Origin of the sequence: Arthrobacter sp. ZGTC212 (genome assembly GCF_002929255.1) — a bacterium.
GTDB lineage: Bacteria > Actinomycetota > Actinomycetes > Actinomycetales > Micrococcaceae > Arthrobacter_B > Arthrobacter_B sunyaminii.
In genome coordinates, this window is sequence record NZ_PJIJ01000002.1 from 1074315 (window position 1) to 1092155 (window position 17841).

General features: G+C 63.8%; 17 protein-coding genes and 2 tRNA genes. 12 read left to right on the plus strand and 7 right to left on the minus strand.

All coding sequences use genetic code 11. The features are described from left to right. Positions 1–52: 52 nt before the first annotated feature. A complete protein-coding gene (locus tag CXQ89_RS11655; protein WP_104053894.1) occupies positions 53–937 on the plus strand; it encodes an acyl-CoA thioesterase II in 885 nt (294 codons plus the stop codon). A 134-nt stretch (positions 938–1071) separates the two neighbouring features. Here CXQ89_RS11655 and ettA read toward each other — a convergent pair whose 3' ends face one another. The 4 genes from ettA to CXQ89_RS11675 all read right to left on the minus strand — a co-directional run bounded on the left by ettA (position 1072) and on the right by CXQ89_RS11675 (position 4449). Further along, the gene (gene ettA, locus CXQ89_RS11660; RefSeq protein WP_104053893.1) at positions 1072–2754 is read right to left on the minus strand and encodes an energy-dependent translational throttle protein EttA; all 1683 of its coding nucleotides are present in this window, start codon (positions 2752–2754) and stop codon (positions 1072–1074) included. A 125-nt stretch (positions 2755–2879) separates the two neighbouring features. Then, entirely contained in the window at positions 2880–3371 is a 492-nt protein-coding gene (locus CXQ89_RS18880; RefSeq protein ID WP_258060059.1) for a DUF6993 domain-containing protein, read from the minus strand. A gap of 50 nt (positions 3372–3421) precedes the next feature. Next, positions 3422–4015 (minus strand): single-stranded DNA-binding protein, encoded by a 594-nt coding sequence (locus tag CXQ89_RS11670; RefSeq protein ID WP_104053892.1) that lies wholly within the window; start codon positions 4013–4015, stop codon positions 3422–3424. Positions 4016–4376: 361 nt separating this feature from the next. Continuing rightward, positions 4377–4449: transfer RNA gene (locus CXQ89_RS11675), tRNA-Arg, on the minus strand. A 189-nt stretch (positions 4450–4638) separates the two neighbouring features. Here CXQ89_RS11675 and CXQ89_RS11680 point away from each other — a divergent pair. The 5 genes from CXQ89_RS11680 to CXQ89_RS11700 all read left to right on the plus strand — a co-directional run bounded on the left by CXQ89_RS11680 (position 4639) and on the right by CXQ89_RS11700 (position 8474). Further along, on the plus strand, positions 4639–5460 hold the full coding sequence (locus CXQ89_RS11680) for a DUF4397 domain-containing protein (protein ID WP_104053891.1): 822 nt from the start codon (positions 4639–4641) through the stop codon (positions 5458–5460). A gap of 159 nt (positions 5461–5619) precedes the next feature. Continuing rightward, positions 5620–6300 carry a class F sortase gene (locus CXQ89_RS11685; RefSeq protein ID WP_104161318.1) on the plus strand — a complete coding sequence of 227 codons (681 nt, stop codon included), beginning with the start codon at positions 5620–5622 and terminating at the stop codon, positions 6298–6300. 80 nt (positions 6301–6380) lie between these two features. Beyond that, complete coding sequence (locus CXQ89_RS11690; RefSeq protein ID WP_104103915.1) at positions 6381–6953, plus strand: RNA polymerase sigma factor; 573 nt, start codon at positions 6381–6383, stop codon at positions 6951–6953. Then, entirely contained in the window at positions 6934–7725 is a 792-nt protein-coding gene (locus CXQ89_RS11695) for an anti-sigma factor (RefSeq protein ID WP_104161319.1), read from the plus strand. Before CXQ89_RS11690 ends, CXQ89_RS11695 begins: the two co-directional genes overlap by 20 nt. After that, positions 7725–8474, plus strand: coding sequence for a M50 family metallopeptidase (locus tag CXQ89_RS11700; RefSeq protein WP_258060060.1), 750 nt, complete (start codon positions 7725–7727; stop codon positions 8472–8474). The genes CXQ89_RS11695 and CXQ89_RS11700 overlap by 1 nt, the downstream gene beginning before the upstream one ends. On the opposite strand, the gene CXQ89_RS11705 is transcribed toward CXQ89_RS11700, so the two are convergent. Next, complete coding sequence (locus CXQ89_RS11705) at positions 8471–8887, minus strand: DUF3224 domain-containing protein (protein WP_104053887.1); 417 nt, start codon at positions 8885–8887, stop codon at positions 8471–8473. The genes CXQ89_RS11700 and CXQ89_RS11705 overlap by 4 nt on opposite strands. A gap of 117 nt (positions 8888–9004) precedes the next feature. Between CXQ89_RS11705 and CXQ89_RS11710 the strand changes: the two genes are divergently transcribed. After that, on the plus strand, positions 9005–10276 hold the full coding sequence (locus tag CXQ89_RS11710; RefSeq protein WP_104161320.1) for a glycosyltransferase family 87 protein: 1272 nt from the start codon (positions 9005–9007) through the stop codon (positions 10274–10276). Here the strand turns inward: CXQ89_RS11710 and mptB are convergent. Continuing rightward, positions 10239–11777 (minus strand): polyprenol phosphomannose-dependent alpha 1,6 mannosyltransferase MptB, encoded by a 1539-nt coding sequence (gene mptB / locus CXQ89_RS11715; RefSeq protein WP_181032301.1) that lies wholly within the window; start codon positions 11775–11777, stop codon positions 10239–10241. The genes CXQ89_RS11710 and mptB overlap by 38 nt on opposite strands. 337 nt (positions 11778–12114) lie before the next feature. On the opposite strand from mptB, the gene CXQ89_RS11720 reads away from it, so the two are divergent. The 5 genes from CXQ89_RS11720 to CXQ89_RS11740 all read left to right on the plus strand — a co-directional run bounded on the left by CXQ89_RS11720 (position 12115) and on the right by CXQ89_RS11740 (position 16202). Continuing rightward, positions 12115–13347 carry a hypothetical protein gene (locus CXQ89_RS11720; protein ID WP_104161321.1) on the plus strand — a complete coding sequence of 411 codons (1233 nt, stop codon included), beginning with the start codon at positions 12115–12117 and terminating at the stop codon, positions 13345–13347. Between the two features lie 75 nt (positions 13348–13422). After that, the gene (gene orn / locus CXQ89_RS11725) at positions 13423–14025 is read left to right on the plus strand and encodes an oligoribonuclease (RefSeq protein ID WP_104161322.1); all 603 of its coding nucleotides are present in this window, start codon (positions 13423–13425) and stop codon (positions 14023–14025) included. A gap of 142 nt (positions 14026–14167) precedes the next feature. Next, a tRNA-His gene (locus CXQ89_RS11730) sits at positions 14168–14243 on the plus strand. A 170-nt stretch (positions 14244–14413) separates the two neighbouring features. After that, complete coding sequence (locus tag CXQ89_RS11735; RefSeq protein WP_104053883.1) at positions 14414–15571, plus strand: acyl-CoA dehydrogenase family protein; 1158 nt, start codon at positions 14414–14416, stop codon at positions 15569–15571. A gap of 58 nt (positions 15572–15629) precedes the next feature. Continuing rightward, on the plus strand, positions 15630–16202 hold the full coding sequence (locus CXQ89_RS11740) for a peptide deformylase (RefSeq protein WP_104053882.1): 573 nt from the start codon (positions 15630–15632) through the stop codon (positions 16200–16202). 113 nt (positions 16203–16315) lie between these two features. On the opposite strand, the gene CXQ89_RS11745 is transcribed toward CXQ89_RS11740, so the two are convergent. Beyond that, on the minus strand, positions 16316–17782 hold the full coding sequence (locus tag CXQ89_RS11745; RefSeq protein WP_104054778.1) for a glyceraldehyde-3-phosphate dehydrogenase: 1467 nt from the start codon (positions 17780–17782) through the stop codon (positions 16316–16318). Positions 17783–17841: the final 59 nt, after the last annotated feature.

A 17841-nucleotide genomic window follows, 5' to 3' on the forward strand; every position in this document is an offset into this window, starting at 1 on the left:
CGGAGCTCTCACCCATGCATATTTTATTTTTGTCCAAGGAGACCAACCACCCATGGCCGACACCGTCGATCCCACCGCTTCCCTGCTGAGCCTGCTTAACCTCAGCCCTGCCGACGGCGCGCAAACAGATGAAGACATTTTTGTGGGCCGATCACAGCAGGAACCGCGGAAACGGGTGTTTGGCGGGCAGGTGCTCGGACAGTCGCTCGTGGCGGCCGCACTGACCGTGGAGCCCGGACGCCTGATGCATTCGATGCACGGCTACTTCCTGCGGCCCGGAGACACGGATATCCCCATTACCTTCGGCGTGCAGCGGTTGCGTGACGGCCGGTCCTTCTCGGCCCGGCGGACGCATGCGTACCAGAACGGCGCCCCCATCCTGTCCATGATCTCCTCATTTCAGGAGCCGGGCGAGGGGCTGGACCACCAGGTAGAGATGCCGGACGGAGTTCCGGAGCCGGAGTCGCTGCCGACCACCGCCGAACTGCTTCAGGGCATCGACCATCCTGTAGCCAAGGCTTGGTCCCACGAGCGGCCGATGGACATCCGGCACGTGGAAAAGCCCGTGTACTTCGAAGCCGGACCGGAGAAGGTGGCCCGCAACGCCGTGTGGATGAAGACCTTCGGTCCGATGCCCGATGATCAGAACCTGCACCGTGCGGCCCTGGCCTACGCCAGCGACTACACGCTGCTGGAGTCGGTTCTGCGCCGGCACGGCCTGGCCTGGTCCGCCCGCGGCATGTCCGTGGCCAGCCTGGACCACGCCATGTGGTGGCACCGCCCGCTGCGGGTGGACGACTGGCTGCTCTATGTCCAGGAATCGCCGAGTGCCTCCGGAGCCCGCGGACTGGCAAGCGGCAGGATTTTCAACCGGGCCGGTGAGCTCGTAGCTACTGTCGCGCAGGAAGGCATGATCCGCATTCCGGAACAGCCGTAACGCTGACGTAGGCCGCGTTCTGGCCGCGTTAACGCGCTTTGGAAGGAACCCGGTTAAAAAGAACCCGCCCCGTTTGTACGGGGCGGGTTCTTTTGGTTCCGGCGGCTGCCGCCGGTGCCTGTTCGGGCGCTGTACTAGTCGCGGGTCAGACGGCGGTGGGTCACGCGGTGCGGCTTGGCTGCATCGGGGCCCAGACGCTCGATCTTGTTCTGCTCGTAGGCTTCGAAGTTACCCTCGAACCAGTACCAGTTCGCCGGGTTCTCCTCGGTGCCTTCATAGGCCAGGATGTGGGTGGACACGCGGTCCAGGAACCACCGGTCGTGCGAGACAACCACTGCACAGCCGGGGAATTCCAGCAGTGCGTTTTCGAGGCTGGAGAGGGTTTCCACGTCCAGGTCGTTAGTGGGCTCATCAAGCAGGAGAAGGTTTCCTCCCTGCTTAAGGGTCATGGCCAGGTTCAGGCGGTTCCGCTCACCACCGGAGAGCACACCGGCCTTCTTCTGCTGATCCGGGCCCTTGAAGCCGAACGCGGAGACGTAGGCACGGGAAGGCATTTCCACCTGGCCGACCTGGATCCAGTCATGGCCGTCGGAGACTACCTCCCACAGGCTCTTCTCGGGGTCGATGCCGCCGCGGGACTGGTCCACATAGGAAATCTTGACGGAATCACCGATCTTGAGCTCACCGCCGTCGAGCTCTTCAAGGCCAACGATGGTCTTGAACAGCGTGGACTTACCAACACCGTTGGGGCCGATCACGCCGACGATGCCGTTGCGCGGCAGCGAGAAGGACAGGCCGTCGATGAGCTTGCGGTCGCCGTAACCCTTTTCCAGGTTCTTGGCTTCCAGCACCAGCGAGCCCAGGCGCGGGCCCGGCGGAATCTGGATTTCTTCGAAGTCCAGTTTGCGGGTGCGGTCCGCTTCGGCAGCCATTTCCTCGTACCGGGCCAGACGGGCCTTGGACTTGGTCTGGCGTCCCTTGGCATTGGAACGGACCCAGTCCAGTTCCTCGGTGAGGCGCTTGGCCAGTTTCTGGTCCTTCTTGCCCTGGACTTCGAGGCGGGCGCGCTTCTTCTCCAGGTAGGTGGAATAGTTGCCCTCGTACGGGTAGAGGTGTCCGCGGTCCACTTCGGCGATCCACTGGGCAACGTGGTCCAGGAAGTACCGGTCGTGGGTCACGGCCAGGACGGCGCCGTGGTAGGCGGAGAGGTGCTGCTCAAGCCACAGCACACTCTCAGCGTCAAGGTGGTTAGTGGGCTCATCGAGAAGCAGCAGGTCCGGCTTCTGCAGCAGCAGCTTGCACAGTGCAACACGGCGGCGCTCACCACCGGAGAGCAGGGTGACATCGGCATCGGCCGGCGGGCACCGCAGCGCATCCATGGCCTGTTCGAGCTGGGAGTCAATGTCCCACGCGTCGGCAGCATCAATGGCTTCCTGCAGCTTGCCCATTTCTTCAAGCAGACTGTCGAAGTCTGCGTCGGGCTCGGCCATTGCCTCGGAGATCTCGTTGAAGCGCTGGATCTTGGCATAAATCTCGCCAACGCCCTCCTGGACGTTGCCGAGTACGGTCTTTTCCTCATTCAGGGGTGGTTCCTGGAGCAGGATGCCCACGGTGTAGCCGGCGCTGAGCCGTGCTTCACCGTTGGAGGGGGTGTCCAGTCCGGCCATGATTTTGAGGATGGTGGACTTACCCGCACCGTTGGGACCCACCACGCCGATCTTGGCACCGGGGTAGAAGGACATGCTTACGTCGTCGAGGATAACTTTGTCGCCAACGGCCTTGCGGGCCTTGGTCATCGTGTAGATAAATTCCGCCATAGGTTCAAGGCTAGTGGGTCAGGCCGGAATAGTGCCATTTGGCCTTTGACGCACAACTATGGACAGCCGGTCGGCCAACAGGCTCATTTCCCGCAGGCAGCCCGGCGGCCCCTCCCGGACGAGGCTTAGCGCTGGTCGCCCACGAAGCAGTAACCGCTGTCCAGCACGGGCAGAACACTGACCGAGACTGCGCCTTGCCGCACCTCTCCGAAGAGACAGGATCCATCCTCTGCCGCCGCTCCGCGAATGGAATCGACGGCCAGACCGGTAGGCGTAATGTCCAGCGACACTTCCACTGATTCACCGGGGAACCCGGCCTCCGTGAATGCCTTTCGGATCATGGCACGGTCCGGAGTGGGCGATTCGGCGGCGAGCGCTTCAAGTGCCTTCGTCAGGCTTTCCGGGGTCCGCTCTGCCGCCATTGGAAGCAGGGTCTTCGCGTCCGGCAGGACGGCTGCCCCCTGATTGGGAGTCGCCGCCTGGGCAGCGGTGCTGTTTTGCAGGGATCCCGCAGGCGATGCCGGCACGGCAGCCGGAGCAAGCAGGCCTGCGGAGCCAATCAAAAGCAGAGAAAGAGTAACCCCGGAGAGCCTGCTGCTGCGGTGAACGCGAATCATTCGCCTATTGTGCCACGCCCCTGCACCCCACGCGCCGCTGCAGCTCCCGTTCAGCGCTTCGTTTTGGACAACGCTGCCTCCGACAATCCGCTCTCCGGCAACGCGTTGGGATCCTGTGGATTGTTCTCTGATCCGTCCCCTTCAATCCCGTCGGACGCAGTTCCGACCAGTTCACCCGTGTCCAGGTCCAGATCTGCGGGAAGGTCATCTGTACCGCCGTCCTCGCCGTCCTCGCCGGCAGAACCTTCACTTCCCTCAGCCCCGGCCCCGCCCACGGCCCGGTCCTGAACATTTCGGCGGTAATTGGCCGTACCCCACATGAGGTCATGTCCGACGCTCTCGGCGTCAATGTCTACGGAGGTTCCGCTCCTACCATCCTCAGAGACCCATTGCCGGACCTTCAGCCGGCCGGTGACGATGACCCGATCCCCTTTGTGAACGCTGAATGCAGCATTGGTGGCCAACTGGCGGAAGAGGGAAACGGAGAACCAGTTCGTTTGGCCGTCAGCCCAACTTCCGGTGTCCCTGTCATAGCGCCGTTCCGTGGTGCACATGCGGAACCCCGCAATCGCGAGTCCGCTGTCCGCAGTGGTGCTTCGAACGTCCGTGGCAACGTATCCCCGGAGTGTGATGGTGTCGCTCATGCTGTTCCCTGCCTGTCTGTGGATGGTCCGAATCCTTCGCTCGGACAACCAGATCACCTGGGGTCACTGCGAAGTCATGGCCGGCCGCTTCGGGCCCGCTCAGGCAAGTCTTCTTCGCACGATGCAACAACGGGCGGCAATCACCCCTTTTGTGGATGGTCCCCGCCAACGGGGGCTATGTGGAGGGAAACACACCGGCACACAACCAGGCCGGCCAAACCGCTTAAAGCACTGGTGCCGAAACGCTCACGGGATCTCCCGGAATGTACCGGAGACCCGTGAGCCGTTTCGGCACCACGAAAACACATCACAGACTCAACTACTGACAGACAGCTGCAGAAGTTCTCAGCTGCAGAAACTGTGCCCCCGGCAGGATTCGAACCTGCGACCAAGAGATTAGAAGGCTCCTGCTCTATCCCCTGAGCTACGGAGGCGACCTGACGATAATACTACGCAGCGGCAGGGGCTCAGCCACGGGGTGGCCGGCCGGGTCCGGCAAGTCCCGGGATCTTGGAAAAAACTTTGCAGAAATTTGCATCCAAACTCCCGGCCCCGGAAGTAGAGGAGATGTAAGCAACATAAATTTCTTCGCTGCCGGCGGAGATGCGACCCCAGGAGAGATCATGCGTAAGACCGTCACCGCCCTTGCAGCAGCCGCAGGTTTGACTGCCGCAGTTGGTTTTATGACCCCGGCCGCAGCAGCAGACACTGCTCAGCTCTCGGTCCTGCACGCGATACCCGACACGACGGTGGATGTGTATGTGAACGGTGCACTGACCCTCGACGACTTCACCCCGGGCACCCTTGCCGGACCGCTTGACCTGCCCGGCGGCAGCTACGACCTGGCCATCACCGCCCCCGACGCCGCCGATGCTTCGGCACCGATTATCGGTCCGGTGACGGTGGAAATGGCTGCGGGCGGTAACTACACCGCCGTGGCCAACCTTGATGCAACCGGTAAGCCGACGGCAAACTTCTACACTAACGACCTCTCCATGGTCGAGCCGGGTAAGGCGGACCTGACCGTGCGCCACGATGCAGCAGCACCTGCCGTGGATGTGCTGGCCAACGGAACGCCGGTGATCACCGGGTTGGAAAACCCAAATGAGAAGTCCCTGACCGTTGATGCCGGAACCATCTCCGCATCCGTGGCTGCAGCAGGAACCACCGATCCCGTTATCGGCCCGGCAGATCTGACGCTGGCCGAAGGCACCCACACCTTCGTGTACGCATGGGGTTCGCTGGAGGACGGCAACCTTGCTCTGGCCACCCAGACAATCCACGGCATGGAATCTGCCCCGAACGCAGTTCCCGGGGCGCTGGCCTCCTCCGATGAGGGCAACGGCGGCGCTCTGGCCGCAGGTGCCGGCGTCGCAATGATGCTCCTGGTAGGCGCAGCAGCAGTGGCACGCCGCAAGCACTCCGCATCAGCAGCCCGCAGCTAGCTGTTCCGTCCATCCCCCCGTGCCGCAAGGCACGCCGGGTGGGCGGCGGCTGAGATCCGCAGCCGGCGGCCGGACCAATCTCCGGCCGCCGGCGTCCGCCTTCACTGGCCTTTCCCCGACTACATATCGTTTACACCTTCTGGATTGGAAGTTCTTCCTATGCCCCGCACCGCCGCCGGCCGCAAATTTTGGGCCAGTGCCGCTCTCCTTGCCGCGCTGGCCGCAGGAACCTCTGCCTGCGGAAGCCCGGCAGAGCAGCCGGCGGAGAAGTCCCCGGCGGCTGTCAGCTCTCCTTCAACGTCCGCTGCAGCCCAGCCTGCCAGCCCCGCCCCGCCGGTTCCTGCGCCGTCAAGCATCCCCATCCGTCCGGCAACTCCGGAACCCAGCGTCAGCATCCCGGCGCCGGTGCGGGTCGAGGTCGAGGGAACCGGGATCAGCCTGGAAGTGATTCCCGTGGGCGTAGAGGACAACGGCGCCATGACTCTTCCCGACAACCACTATCAGGCCGGCTGGTATCAGTATGGTCCCGCACCGGGAGCAGATGCGGGTTCCAGCGTGCTCGCAGCGCACGTGGACTCCCGCACCGAGCAGCTGCCGATCGCCGGACTCAAGAACGTTGCCCCCGGCACCATCGTCACTGTCACCCGCGAGGACGGTTCCGTGCAGCGGTACGCCACCGAGAAGGTGGAAAACATCGCCAAGCGAAGCCTGGACGGCCACCGGTTGTTCGACCGCACCGGAGAACCCCGGTTGAAACTAGTCACCTGCGGCGGCAAATGGCTCGAAGCGGAGGACGACTACGAAGATAACGTGGTCTTGACCGCGGCACCGGTATCATAGGGAAAACTGCCGATCCTCGGGGCGGGCCGGACGGCCGCACCGCAGAGGACCGGCTTCCCGAGATCAGGAGTCCGCACCCGATGCCACTTGGTTCCCCGGAGGAGGACGCAGGCCTCGACCAAGCCTTCGCTTCCGGCAATCAGAGCGCGCTCGCTGAAGCCTACCGGCGGTTTGCACCCCTGATCCGTTCGCTGGCCCTGCGGCGCCTCTCCGATTCCGCAGCAGCGGATGATGTGGTGCAGGAAGTTTTCATCAGGGCCTGGAAGTACCGGGATAGCTACTCCCCTCAGCGGTCAAGCCTTGTGGCCTGGCTGGTTGGCATTACCCGCAACGTTGCGGCCGGCATGGGCACCTCGCGGGCACGCGAAGAGAACCTGCGGGAACTGGCTGCCGCCCAGCACCGGGAGGAGGACGACGACGGAACCGGAAACCCCGACCGTGTTGCCGACAAGGTGGTCATCGAAGCGGAACTGGACCGGCTGGGAGAGCCGCAGGGTTCCATCCTCCGGCTGGCTTTCCATGCGGACCTGACCCACCAGCAGATCGCCGACCGGCTCGAAATGCCGCTGGGAACCGTTAAGAGTCATATACGCCGAAGTCTCGTCCAGTTGAGGCAAAGATTGGAGGTCAGTGATGCAGCACCTGCACGATGACGCGCTCACCCTCCTGGCTCTGGGTGAAGAAGCCACTGACGAGGAGCGTGCCCATCTTGAGGCCTGTCCGCGCTGCAGCGCGGATCTGGGTTCTTTCCGCCGTGTGGTGTCCGCCGCCCGCCTGGCCGGCACCGCAAACGAGGACGACGACGCGTCAACCCCCGGAGCAACGGACGGAACCGGACAGGTCTTCACCCTGCAGGCACCGGACTCCGCGGTGTGGGAGAGCATCCACCGCGAACTGAATCTGGATGAAGAGCTGAGGCCGGACCCGCTGTCAGCTCCCGCCTCATCACAGCCTTCGCCAGTGGCCTCCCTTGACGCAGCCCGCCGCCGGCGCCGGCGCACCGGGCCGTGGCTGGCAGCCGCGGCAGCCGCCGTCGTCGTGGCGGCCGCAGGAACCTGGGGCGCGCTGGGAGCGCTTGATTCCAATCCGGAACCCGTTGCCATCGCCTCGGTGGAGCTGTTCCCGCTGGCCTCGTACTCGGACTCGGGCCGCGCCGTCGTGGACGAGCTTCCGGACGGCAGGCGGGAACTTGTGGTGACCTCCAGCAGCGATGCAGCCCAGGGCTACCGGGAGGTGTGGCTGCTCGCCCCGGACGCGACGTCGATGGTGAGCCTTGGAACCATGGAAGGCACCGAAGGACACTTTGTGCTGCCGGAGGATCTTGACCTCAGCAAGTATCCCGTCGTGGACATTTCAGACGAGCCGTATGACGGCGATCCTGCGCACTCCGGTGATTCCATTCTGCGCGGGCAACTGGATCTTTAGTGGACGCAGGAACCGCCGGCTCCATCATCAGCACGTGGTTTTCGAAGGTCGCGGACGGTTTTTCCCGCGGAGATCCGCTGGAGCTCCCGCTGCCTGTCCTGCTGCTCATTGCTGCTGCGGCGGCCCTGCTGACCGTGCCCCGGCCGGTGTGGCGGTGGTTCGGTCTTTTCGTCACGTTTGTCCATGAACTGGGGCATGCCTTCGCCGCCCTGATGACCGGACAACTGGTTAAGGGCATCCAGCTCCGGTTCGACCACTCAGGCCAAATGCGCAGCATGGGCCGCAGCCGCTTCGCCGCGGCCTGGACCGGGTTCTGGGGCTATCCCGTACCCGCCGTCGTGGGTGCGCTGCTGGTCTGGGCGGCCTTTAACGGCTGGGCCGGATCTGCCCTGTCAGCCGGTGCGCTGGTTCTGCTGGCGGGCCTGCTGTTCATCCGCAATGCCCAGGGTCTGCTCATTGCCCTGGGCTGCACCACTGTTTCAGTGCTGCTGGTGTGGTTTGCCTCGCCCAATGCCGTCTCATACGTCACCCTGGGCACGGGCCTCGCCCTGCTGGCCGGTGCGGTGCGCGACTGGTTCAACGTGCTCAGCGTCCACACCCGGCGACGGCGTTCCCTGCAGAGCTCGGACGCCTTCATCCTGTACCAGCGCACAGGCGTCCCGTCCGCGATCTGGCTTGCTGCCTTCGCCGCGGTCATCGCGGTGTCGGTGGTTGCGGCCCTGTGGTGGTTCCGCCCGGTGGCCGGCTAAACGTCTTCGGGGAGCGTAATGCGCAGTTCCAGCCGGTGCTGGCCGTCGGGTTCCTGCGTGAAAATGGCTTTTCCGGCGATTCCGGCCAGCCCGTCAGTCCCGGAGCCGGGAACGATATGTCCGGAGCTGGCCGTGGCTGTACCCTCAGCAACGCCCCAGTGCTGGATCACCATGGTGCCTTCACGTCCGGCGATCGTGCCGGCGAAAACCTCGGAACAAACGTAACCGGCCCCCACGGCGTTTCCGGCCATAAGGAGGTCGGCAACACTGGTCCCCACAATGTCCCCCTCGAAGATCTTTACCGCGCGGACCGTCGAGAGTTCGCTGTTGGTTCCTTCCACCTGATAGGGCGTGGGCTCCCACTGCGAGACATCAAAATCGGCCGTTATTACCTGTTCTGTTCCGTCGGTCATGCGTCCAGTATCCCGTGTCCGGCAATGGATTGCATGCCGCGGCGCGGCCGCCGGTACCCTTATCGCTGTGCCTGATCCCGGCACGGCACCTGCATCACCTAAGGAGAATCACCCGGAATGCCGCAGAAAAAGACCTCTCTGCAGGAGCGCTTTATGCGCCGGAAATCGTTATGGATTTGCTTCACTATTGTCCACCTGGTCTTTTTTGCCGCATTGTCCTCCCTGATCTTCTCCGGCGGCGTCCTCAGCGACATCAATCTCTACCGGCTGTGGGCCTTTGAAGGCATTAATGAAGGGACCTGGCAGGGCATCAGCACGGACTGGGTGTATCCGATCGGGGCGCTCCTGCCGATGCTTGTCTCCGCTGTTTTCGGCTGGGGAGCGTATCAGCTGGTCTGGTTCGCCATCTTCACGGCTCTGAACGCCGCAGCCGTGGCCGTCATCAGCAAGCCGGGAACCCCGTCCCGATACGCGGCCTCCTACTGGTGGCTGGTGGTTACCGGGCTGCTGGGGCCGGTGGCGGTGGGCCGGGTGGACGGTCTCACGGCCCCCCTGGTGATTATGGGCCTGCTGCTGCTGGCGAGCCGCCCCGTAGTTGCCTCGTCGCTGCTTGCCGTGGCGACCTGGATGAAGGTCTGGCCCGCAGCCGTGATCCTCGCGGTGCTGGTCGCCTCGCGCCGGCGCCTGACAGTGGTGGCCACCGGGGCGGCGGTGTCCGCCGTGATGGCCGGGATTGTCATCGCCGGCGGCGGCATCCATCACCTGCTGTCCTTTGTGGGCGCCCAGGGTGCACGCGGCATGCAGATGGAGGCGCCCTTCACCACTCCGGGCCTCTGGCAGGCCATCCTCGGCGGCGATTCCGGTGCCTACATCTTCGAGGACAAGATCATCAACACCCGCGAAGTGCGCGGTGCCCTCGGCGAGCCGGTGGCCGCGCTGATGACGCCGCTGCTCGCGGCGGCGGCCCTCGCCGTCGTCGTCCTGCTGATCTGGGCACTGCGGCGGGGCGCCGATGCCGGCCAGCTGCTCATTGCCGGTTCACTGGCCCTGGTGGCGGCGTTCATTGTGTTCAACAAAGTGGGTTCGCCCCAGTTCATGCTGTGGCTGGGCGCCGTGGTGGCCGTTGGTGTGGCCTGGGAGGGCCGGAGCTGGCGGGTCCCGGCGGTCCTCATGCTGGCCATCGCTTCCCTGACCACCCTGGTGTATCCGATGTTCTACGCCGCGCTCTACAACGATCTGAACATCGGGGTTGCCCTGCTGCTGACCATCCGCAACATTGCGCTGCTGGTGCTCTTCGGCTGGTCGCTGGTCCGGATTGTCCGGTTGACGAAGGCGGGCAGCAGCCGTCCGCTCAGCGCACCCGAAGTTCGCCCGGAGACGGCTCCGTAAGTTTCTTCCGGAACAGGACCTTGGTCTTGGGATCCAGGAAGATCAGGTAGAGCGCGAAGCCCAGTGCTATGACGGCAGCAATCTGGCGGGCGGCGCTGAGGCTGAAGTCGAAATACGGCCAGATATCCAGCTGGTCGCTGATCGCGTACACCATGAAGAACGAGACCAGCAGATACAGGGTTTTAACCTGCCAGTCGTTCCGGATGCCGGTCACGGCAAACAGCGGAATCAGCCACACCACGTACCAGGATTGGATCATCGGCGCGAGCATAACGACGGCGGCAAAGGCCAGGGCGAGCCGGCGCACCAGCCTGCTGTACTCCCCCACGAACATCTGCCAGAACACGATGAGCACCGAGGCCACTCGGCCCAGGGTGTGAACAATGTCGCCAAAGGTCCAGCCCGGCAGGCCCAGGGCATTGCCCAGGGTGGCAACAAGCATGCCGAGGAAGCCAACCGGCGCGTACCAGATCCAGACGCTGCCCGGCGTGCTCAGTGCACTCACCCAGCCGAAGCCCAGACCGTTGATGATGCCCAGGATCCACAGCAGGCCCAGGGAGATTCCCGCGGTCATGAACCAGTAGAGGAACTTGCGCGGCCAGGATGCACCTTTGCCGGCCCACATGAGGCCCACGAAGGGCAGCAGGATCAGTGTGATCGGCTTGATCCCCACGGAGAGCGTAATGAGGAGAATGCCGGGAATGGCGTGCTTGGTTGCGGCAAGGTAGAGGCCTGCCAGGGCCAGGCCGATCATCAGCGCATCGTTGTGGATGCTGGCGATGAACGTGGTCAGGAACAACGGGTTTGCGGTTGTCAGCCACAGTGCACGGTTGGGGTTGATGTTGTGCAGTTCCGCGAGCTTCGGCACGTAATACACGCACAGCGCCACGCCGATCAGGGAGATGACACGGAACAGCAGAATGGAGTATTCCGGCTGGCCGCCGGTGGCCCGGACCACGAGTTCCTCCAGCCAGAGGAAAATCGGACCGTAAGGAGTGGGGCTCTGGGCCCACAGGTCGTCGGCGCCAATCTGCACGTAGTTGGAGATCTGGGAGTAGCCGTCTTTGTACGGGTCCAGTCCGCTGACCATTACCAGGCCCTGGGCGATGTAAGCGAACACGTCGCGGCTGAAAAGCGGAAGAGCCACGCACATGGGTGCAGCCCAGGCGATGGTGGCCTTCAAAACCACCGGACGGCTCTCGGGACCCCACGAGGTGATGCGCTGGCCCAGCCGCAGCCAGGAGCGGACCAAGAGCATTCCGCCCAGGGCCAGCAGGAAGACGGAGAGCACTGCACCCTCCGGCTCAAAGCGGAGCCACATGATCACGGGGTTGCGGCGGAGGTCGTACGAGGCCAGAGACAGCCATCCGACGCCGAGCGAGCCCGCGAGCATCATGAGGGAACCGATGAGGCCCTGGATGATCGCGACATTGGGGTGGTTGGCTTTCGCTAGCTCCGGGCCGGGAGACGAAGGCTCGGTCGCGGGGACCTGGGCGGTCATCTGCGTGGTTCCAATCTTTGGGTTCGTACAGTTTGCCCAACGGCAGCGGCGCATGCCTGGCATCACGGCGAAGCCGGACTTCATGGGAGCACTCACCAGCAGTAAACCAGCGCGGCCGGCGGAACCGCGGTACACGCGACAAAGGCACCGCGGCAAGGACCGTCAGTAGCCAAGATATTAGCACCGCAGGGTGTACAAAGCCGGGATGCACGGACGCGCCGGAGGCGGATCCTACGGATGCGCAGTACGTCACATAGACTGAAAACCGTTGAAACAACAAGGCAAGGCGGTACGGGCTGTGGGGCGCCACCGGGCAGACACTGGAGATAAGCAGCACGTGGACACGCGACAGCAGGTCCGCGGGCAGCAGAAACCCGGAGGGCCGCAGCTTGCTGACAGCCCGAAACCGGATGTATCGGGTGGTGCGGCGCCTGAGGCTGCGGGGCTGCGTCCCCGCAGGGAGTCCCGGCGAAAGCCCCGGGAGGCAGGACAGAAGACCCTGGAGTCCCGGGGCAGATCCGCCGCCGTATCTGCCGTCGGTTCAGCTGCCGCCGTTGAGCCGGCTTCGGGTGCCGCAAAATCAACGCCGGCATCCCTGCCAACCGCGCTCCCGGGCAGCGTACGCCGGAAAAACCACGACCTGCTCCTTTGGGGCGTCTTCCTGGCCGTCACGGCTGTCGGAGCGATGACGTGGGCCGAGATTGATTGGCGCGTTACCGGAGCCGTTGCCTTCCTGCTGCTGCTGTCCTTCACTGCCGTCTGGCAATTTTCCTCGGATTCCCCTGCGGTGCATGACGCGGCGGGTCAGGCCGGCTCAGAGCACCCAAGCCCTTCAGCACCGGTCACGTCAGAGCCGGCGCTTTCAAAATCACCCGCCCCGGCGCTGAGCACCTCAACACCGACAAGCCAAGCACCGGCACCGGCGGGGACAGTCTCGGGGCCCGCACCCACCGGGCACGCCTCCGAGGCGGACCCGAAACCTCCGATCACCCGCAAGGAAATGCGCGCGGCAGATCCCACCACGGGGGTCTTGCCGGTGGTTTCGGTGTTCGCCCGCAAGCCCGGCGCGGGAAACAGCCGTCCTTCTGCGCGGCCTGCCCCTGTAGCCCCGGGAACGAAAACGAGTGCTGCAACCAGCCCCGGCGTCCCTCTGGCACCCGCAGGACAAGAGCTGCTGGGAATCGATACCGGACAGGCAAAGGCTGGAAGCAGGAAGGCACGGCGGCGGGCTGAGGCCCCTGCCCCGGTGCCTGAAGCTGCAAAGCCCGCGCAGGCCCCTGATTCCGCAGAGACACGCAAACCCGCCCAGACACTCAAAAACTCCGAAGCCGCCAAATCCTCGGCGTCCTCGGCGTCCTCCGAGTCGTCCGAACCTGCGGAATCCACCAGGGCAGACAAAGCGGACACAGCAGACCAGAACGGCTCCGGCGACAGCCGCTGGACGCGTACCTTCGGTCCGCCTGAAACCGGCCAGCTGCCGATCCAGCAGTATGACGCAGCGGCGGCCGCCGTCGTGCCCTCCCAGCCGGAGTCAGCGGACCGCCGCCAGCGGAGCCATTCAAGCCTCTGAACAGGACGGAGTCCTGAGCGGGACGAAGCGGTTGTTTCGGGCCGGTACCCGGGGGCAGCGCGGTACATTGGTTGTGTGCCAATAACTAATGAACGCATTGTTTGGATTGACTGTGAAATGACCGGTCTGGACATCAAGAATGACGCCCTCATTGAGGTTGCGGTCTTGGTGACGGACTCCGAGCTGAACATCCTGGGTGACGGAGTGGATGTGGTCATCCGCCCCGATGACGCCGCGTTGGCTCAGATGGGTGATTTTGTGCGGAACATGCACACCACCTCCAAGCTCCTGGACGAGCTGCCCAACGGGATGACCATGGCCGAGGCTGAGGCCCAGGTCATCGAGTACATCACCAAGTGGGTGCCGGAGCCGAAGAAGGCCCAGCTGGCTGGAAATTCCGTGGGAACCGACAAGATGTTCCTGGCCCGGGACATGCCGGAAGTCATTGACTACCTGCACTACCGGATCATCGATGTTTCCACCATCAAGGAACTCGCCCGCCGCTGGTACCCGCGCGCCTACTTCCAGGCACCGGCGAAAACCGGGAACCACCGTGCGCTGGGCGACATCGTGGATTCCATCAACGAACTCCGGTACTACCGCGAGGCGATTTTTGTGCCGGCTCCGGGCCCGGATTCGGCGACGGCAAAGAAGATTGCGGAGGGCATCAAGAGTTAGCTCGGTCACATTTTGGGGTCTTGGGCGCCAGTTGGTCAGGACCACCCCAAAAACCGTGTAAGCTTAATTCCGCTGCCTCAGATAAATGAGTTCGCAAAAACCACTCGCCTGGATTTTGCGAATATGTTATCCGAGGCACATGGTGGGTATAGCTCAGTTGGCAGAGCGCCTGGTTGTGGTCCAGGAGGTCGCGGGTTCAACCCCCGTTACTCACCCCAAGGAGACTGGCAGGATCAGTTTCACAGAGGCCGTCCCGGTTCATCGGGGCGGCCTTTGTTGTGTTTGAACTTATGTTTGACTTGTTTATGAGGCCGCCCGGCCGGTGCTGAGGCGGCCCGCAGCACCGCCGCTGGAACGTACTGTGGCCAATCATTGAGGAGGCGCCGCCTTGGAGCGCAGATTGTTCGACGAAGACCACGAGCTTTTCCGTGACCTTGCCAGGGAATTCAATTCCCGCGAGGTCGCTCCCGGGTACGCCAAGTGGGACGCCGAGCACATGATGCCACGGCAGCTGTGGAAGGCTGCCGGGGAGCAGGGACTGCTGGGACTTGCCGTGCCGGAGGAGTTCGGCGGCGCCGGCATGCCCGACTACCGCTACCGCGCCGTCATGGACGAGGAGTTCGCCAAGGCAAACCATCTCGCCGTCGGCCTCGCCTTCCATCTGCATGACGATATGGTCCTCCCCCACCTGCTGGCGTACGGTTCCGATGACCTCAAGGAACGCTGGCTGCCGGGGATGGTCAGCGGCGACACCGTCACCTCAGTGGCGTGGACCGAACCCGGCGCCGGCAGCGACCTGCGCGGCATCCGCACCAAAGCTGTGCGTGAGAACGACGGCGGCTGGCGGCTGAACGGCCAGAAGACTTTCATTGGCAACGGCATCAGCGGCGACGCCTCCCTGGTCCTGGCCCGCACCGACGGCGGAACCGGCCGCGGCACCAAAGACTCCTTCAGCATGTTCATGGTGGAAAAGACCGAGGGCTACAAGACGGGCGGCCAGCTGGACAAGATGGGCCTGAAGGCCTCCGACACAGCCGAGCTGTTCTTCGATGATGTCCATATCCCCGAGGGCAACCTCGTGGGCGAAGTGGGCCGCGGCCTGGAATACGCCGCCGGACAGCTCCCCCAGGGCCGGCTGGCCATCGCCGTCGCTTCATCCGCCGTTGCCCGGCAAATCTATGAAGCCACCGTTGAGTACACAAAGAACCGCAACGCCTTCGGTGAGCGCATTGCCGATTTCCAGAACAGCCGGTTTGTCCTGGCTGACATTGCGACCGAGGTGGAAGTCACCGAATCCTATGTGGATTCGGCCATCCTCGCCTTCAATGAAGGCCGGCTGGACGCCGTCTCCGCGGCGAAGGCGAAGCTCTGGGCCAGTGAACGTGTTCAGTCCATCACCGACCGCTGCCTGCAGCTGCACGGCGGCTACGGGTACATCCTGGAATACCCGGTGGCGCAGGCCTTCCTGGCCGCCCGGCTGCTGACCATCTTCGGGGGAACCTCCGAGATCATGCGCGAAGTCATCGGCCGGCAGATCACCGCCTAGCCTCTCCCCCGGTACACAGACAGCAGCCGGCACCACCCACCCAACAGAAAGACCAGCAATGACCGTCCGTCCCATCGTTATCCACGGCGAACCCGTTCTGCACCGCCGAGCCGCTCCGGTGGAAAAGTTCGACGACGAACTCCGCACCCTGGTGGCAGATATGTACGAAACCATGGACGTGGCCAACGGCGTCGGGCTGGCGGCCACCCAGGTTGGCGTGGGGCTGCGCCTGTTCACCTTCGCCTACCAGAACGACGACGACGCACCGGACCGCGGCGTCGTCGTCAATCCCGTGCTCATCACGTCCAAGGTGCCTGGCTCGGCGCCGGACCCGGAGGACGATGCCGAGGGTTGCCTGTCCGTCCCGGGCGAGAACTTCCCCGTCAACCGCGCCGAGTGGGTCAGGATTTCCGGTTTCGATGAGAACGGAGCCCCGCTGGAATTTGAGGCCACCGGCTGGTTTGCCCGGGTCCTGCAGCACGAGTACGACCATTTGGACGGCAAGCTGTACGTGGACAAGCTCAATGACCGGTGGAGCAGGAAGGCCCGCAAAGCCATCAAGGCTCACGGCTGGAATGTTCCGGGACTGACGTGGATGCCCGGAGTGGATCCGGATCCTTTCGGCCACTAAGGGTACTCAGAAACCCGGGAGCCCAAACCGGACCAAAGCGAAAGGCGCGTTTCCCGAGAGGGAAACGCGCCTTTCGCTTTGTCTATTTGCCTTGTCTTCGGTGAAGCTCCCGCCTAGATCGAGGCGGCCAGCTCCTCAACGCGAGGGTAGGCCGGCGGATTCACGTGGGCCATTTCCTCCAGTACCCGGATGACCTGGCAGCTGTAGCCGAACTCGTTGTCATACCAGACGTAGAGGACGGCATTCTTGCCGTTGGAGATGGTGGCCAGTCCGTCCACGATGCCGGCCCGCTTGGAGCCCACAAAGTCGGTGGAGACAACCTCGGGAGAGTCGATGTAGTCGATCTGCTTGTGCAGGTCCGAGTTCAGCGAGGTTTCCCGCAGGAAGGTGTTGATCTCTTCCTTGGTGGTGGAGGTCTCGAAGTTCAGGTTCAGGATGGCCATGGAGACGTCGGGGGTGGGAACCCGGATGGCATTGCCGCTGAGCTTGCCTGCCAGTTCCGGCAGCGCCTTCGCAACGGCCTTGGCGGCACCGGTTTCGGTGATCACCATGTTCAGCGCGGCGGAGCGGCCGCGGCGGTCACCATTGTGGAAGTTGTCGATCAGGTTCTGGTCATTGGTGAAGGAGTGCACCGTCTCCACATGCCCATGGATGATTCCGTATTTGTCGTTGAGCACCTTCAGGACCGGCGTGATGGCATTGGTGGTGCAGGAAGCCGCGGTGACAATCAAGTCATCATCGGAAATCGATTCGTGGTTGATGCCGTGCACAATATTCTTCAGGTTGCCCTTGCCCGGAGCGGTGAGCAGCACGCGCGAGACTCCCTTGGCGGACAGGTGCTGGGACAGTCCCTCTTCGTCGCGCCAGCGGCCGGTGTTGTCCACCACCACGGCGTCGTTGATGCCGTAGGCCGTGTAGTCCACAGTGGACGGATCGTTGGAGTAGATGACCTGGATCAGGGTGCCGTTGGCCAGGATGGTGTTGTTTTCCTCGTCGACGGTGATGGTTCCGTCGAAGGCACCGTGGACGGAGTCGCGGCGCAGCAGCGAAGCGCGCTTGACCAGGTCATTTTCCGCTCCCTTGCGGACAACGATTGCCCGGAGCCGCAGGCCCTGGCCGCCCCCGGCATGGTCGATGAGGATGCGGGCCAGCAGCCGGCCGATCCGGCCAAAGCCATAGAGGACGACGTCGGTGCTGGTGCGGTCGTCAGCGCCGTGCTTGCCCGCCACATCGGCCAGCTCGCGGCGCAGGAAATCCATGAGATCCACGCCGGCGCCCTCTGCCTTGTACTTCAGGCTCAGGCGGGCCAGGTCGATGGATGCGGCGCCCAGTTCCAGTTCAGTCAGTGCCTGCACCAGCGGGAACGTGTCAGAGACCGGCAGTTCAACTTCATCGATCTGCCGTGCAAAGCGGTGCGCCTTGAGGATGTCGATGACGGAACGGTTGACCAACGGGCGGCCGTACACCGAAGTGACCACACTGTTTTCCCGGTACAGCCGCCCGATCAGCGGAATCATTGCCTCGGCAAGGGCCTCACGGTCCATCCATGTATCCAGGCAGGCATCGGAGAACTGGCTCAAGATTTTCACTTCCTTTTCTCAGCCGGCACTGCTTTGTGCCGGTTGGTCGTCCCTCCAAG